At 62.7% G+C, this 3,047-nt stretch carries 5 protein-coding genes; 3 read left to right on the forward strand and 2 right to left on the reverse strand.

Translation table 11 applies throughout. The features are described from left to right. The first annotated feature begins 9 nt into the window (after positions 1-9). The 3 genes from QZV72_RS14920 (at position 10) to QZV72_RS08150 (ending at position 1,874) form a co-directional block, all read left to right on the forward strand. On the forward strand, positions 10-120 hold the full coding sequence (locus QZV72_RS14920) for a hypothetical protein (RefSeq protein ID WP_367119095.1): 111 nt from the start codon (positions 10-12) through the stop codon (positions 118-120). A gap of 13 nt (positions 121-133) precedes the next feature. After that, positions 134-1,186, forward strand: a complete 1,053-nt coding sequence (locus QZV72_RS08145) for a macro domain-containing protein (protein WP_297007133.1) — start codon at positions 134-136, stop codon at positions 1,184-1,186. A gap of 352 nt (positions 1,187-1,538) precedes the next feature. Then, a complete protein-coding gene (locus QZV72_RS08150) occupies positions 1,539-1,874 on the forward strand; it encodes a VOC family protein (RefSeq protein WP_297007135.1) in 336 nt (111 codons plus the stop codon). 223 nt (positions 1,875-2,097) lie between these two features. Here the strand turns inward: QZV72_RS08150 and QZV72_RS08155 are convergent, their stop codons facing one another. Continuing rightward, positions 2,098-2,394: a hypothetical protein gene (locus QZV72_RS08155; protein WP_297007139.1), complete on the reverse strand. Its 297-nt coding sequence runs from the start codon at positions 2,392-2,394 to the stop codon at positions 2,098-2,100. 40 nt (positions 2,395-2,434) lie between these two features. Then, positions 2,435-3,010: a hypothetical protein gene (locus QZV72_RS08160; protein ID WP_297007142.1), complete on the reverse strand. Its 576-nt coding sequence runs from the start codon at positions 3,008-3,010 to the stop codon at positions 2,435-2,437. Positions 3,011-3,047 lie beyond the last annotated feature (37 nt).

The following is a 3,047-nucleotide window of genomic DNA, read 5'->3' on the forward strand; positions in this document are numbered from 1 at the left end:
TGGCAGGCGGTGACCGGGATCGTAGGGCAGAACCCGCAGGTGGTAGACGAGGTCAATGAAATGCTGTCGCAAGCTCAGGTCTTGGTGCCGGTTAAGTTGCAACCCGAGTGGTACTTCTAGGAGAGTGGGAACGATGATCATCGAGGGTCACGGAAACCTCTTGACGTCATCAGTGGAAGCACTGGTGAATACAGTCAACACGCAGGGGGTCATGGGGAAAGGGATCGCGCTGCAGTTCAAGCGCGCGTTCCCGGCAATGTTCAAGGACTACGCTGCAGCCTCCAAGAGGGGTGAGGTCAAGCTGGGTGAGATGCACGTATGGCCTACCCAGACTCTGGACGGACCGAAGTTCATCATCAACTTCCCCACGAAGGGCCACTGGAGGTCGCCGTCCAGGCTTACGGATATTGAGAGTGGACTCGAGGATCTCGTCCGAGTTGTCCGAGAGGAAGGGATCACGTCGATCGCAGTCCCTCCGCTGGGGTGCGGAAATGGGGGTCTTGACTGGTCGGAGGTTGAGCCGAGGATCCGCGCGGCATTCGAGAGCGCCCCGGACGTCGAGGTCCTTCTGTTCGCGCCGGTAGGTGCCCCGGCCGCTGTTGATATGCCCGTAGCCACAGAGCGTCCGACCATGACAACGGGTCGTGCTGCGCTGGTCGGCATTATCGATCGGTACATCAAGCAGAGCTTCACCGAGCCGTCGCTCATCGAGACACAGAAGCTTATGTACTTTCTCCAGAATGTCGGCGAGCCTCTGAACCTTAAATTCGTGGCACACAGGTACGGTCCGTACGCGGACAACTTACGCCTTGTGCTTTCGCATGTTGAAGGACATTTCCTCACCGGTTTCGGGGACGGAAGCTCGAAGGTCCGTGAGGCAGAGCCGCTGGTGCCGGTCGCGAAGGCGGTGTCAGAGGCAGACCGAGTCTTGGCGGATCACCCCGAGACAGAGAAGAGGATCAGTGATGTCCTTGATCTGGCTTCTGGATTCGAGTCGGCGTACGACATGGAGCTGTTGGCGACGGTCCACTGGGTTGCAGTACGTGCACCTGAAGGAGTCGGCGATGAAGACATCGCGGAAAAGGTTGCGGACTGGTCGCCTCGGAAAGCGCGTATGTTCACACCGGAGCACGTTGATCATGCACTGATGGCGCTTCGGGACCATGACTTGTTGTCTACGCAGTAGTCGACTGATTTCATAATGCTCCGGACGATCAACCCGGTCACGACAAGAAAGACCCCGCTGCCACAATCCTGAAGTGGATAACCGTGGCGAGCGGGGCTGTCAGACTCGTGACCGACATCCTCGGGTGGTTCAGGTAGACGCCTGAACCTCGGAGGCCGAGCACGTTGTGTTCGGGCAACCCTGGTGGTGTAACAGCACTACCGGGGTTGTTTTATGTCCAGTGACGGGCGGATCGCTCCGGGAGTCACTGAATGTGGACCATCGTAGCAAGAGCACCGGACTGGCGGAACCCATCGGCGTCCCTGAACCTTGACGTGCAAGAAATTGCTTGCCTATTGTGACGACGTGACAGATGTCTTCAAGGCTGGTCGGCTTCGAGGTGAAGAACGACATCCCCCTGGGCGAGGCACGGTGGCTCACCGTCGTGTCCCCGGAGGACCGGGACGGCGTGGAGCTGCTCCTCGAGCCGTCCGGGCACCCCGCCGTCGGCCCGTTCCGTGAGGCGCTGTTCGCTGACGGGATCCCTGCCAACTCCTTCGAGGTCGATGACGTGGCAGCGGAGCATGACCGGCTGAGCGCTCTCGGGGTGCGCTTCACCCAGCCGCCGGTCTCGATGGGGGAGACGACTGCTGCCGTCTTCGACGACACGTGCGGGAACCTCCTTCAGATTTACCATCAGGACGCCTGACCGCGGTAAGGAGTCCAGCGGCTGTACCCCAGCGCCTCTCTGCAGCTACCGGTACCGAGCCCTCCCTAGTGCGGCTACCAGTACCGAGATGCGGAAGTCAGGTACCTGTCTTCCGCATCTCGGTACTGGTAGCGACAGTGACTGTGTGACTGTGTGACTGAGTGACTCTGTCAGCGACAGTGACCGGGGGATGCACTGCCTGCTGCACATGCGGCACGGGGAACTACCGGGACATCAGGAGCTCCGCCGCACCGGCGAGCTCCGTGCCCACGGCGCAGAGATCCTCCGGGGAGGCCGTGTCCAGCAGCGTGACGATGGTCTGGTGGGCCTTCTGCCGGTGCGCCAGGTCATCGTCGTCCCAGTCGCCGGAGAGGTGCGCGGTGATGAGGTGCGCGTCATCGTCGAGCACCAGGGCGGCGTCCGTCGTCGTTGCGGCGGCGGTTGTCGTCGCGTCGATGTAGTCCGACACGATGCCGCGCAGTGACGGAGGGAGCGGGGCCGGCATGGAGGACGAAGTCATGCGCACCAGTGTTACAACCGCCCCGCCGAAGTGCAACCGGTCACACGTCGAGATCGGGGCGGTAGTGACGCAGCCAGGAACCGATCTCGCCCTGCCGCCAGTCCTTCTCGAAGTCGCCGGGGAACAGGGCACCGTCATGGTCGTGCACCGGCCTACCACTGCGGAACGACTCCGGCGTCTCCGTCATCTCCGAGTACCGCTCCACCAGTTTCGGGTCACCCTTCGCATTGAGGGTGAGCATGGCGTCCCCCACGATGCCCACCCGGTTCGCGCCCCTCGGGGTGGTGATCATTCGCACGTCACCCCAGCGCATCAGAGTGGTCAGGGTGCCGTCGGTGGCGCGGATGCCGTCCGCGCTGAGCGTCACCCGCTGGTTTGACCGGTCCGAGGCGGTCTGCAGGTTGCCGAAGAACACCCGGCACAGGATCACCCCGAGCACCGCCCCGAGGACGCAGCCCAACCACAGTGTGTCGAGGAGGAACGTCACCACCGCAGCAGTGGCGATGAACGCCACCACGAAGGTGACCGCCATGAGTGGGGCGGCGCGGCGGAGACGGTCGCCGGAGCTGACGATGCTGCGCAGCTCGACGGGGGCGGTGAAGTCCGGGGTAGTCACCGCTCCAGACTACCGGTCCGGAAGTTGACCGCCGGAA

It is taken from the genome of uncultured Corynebacterium sp., from assembly GCF_902782855.1.
Lineage (GTDB): Bacteria > Actinomycetota > Actinomycetes > Mycobacteriales > Mycobacteriaceae > Corynebacterium.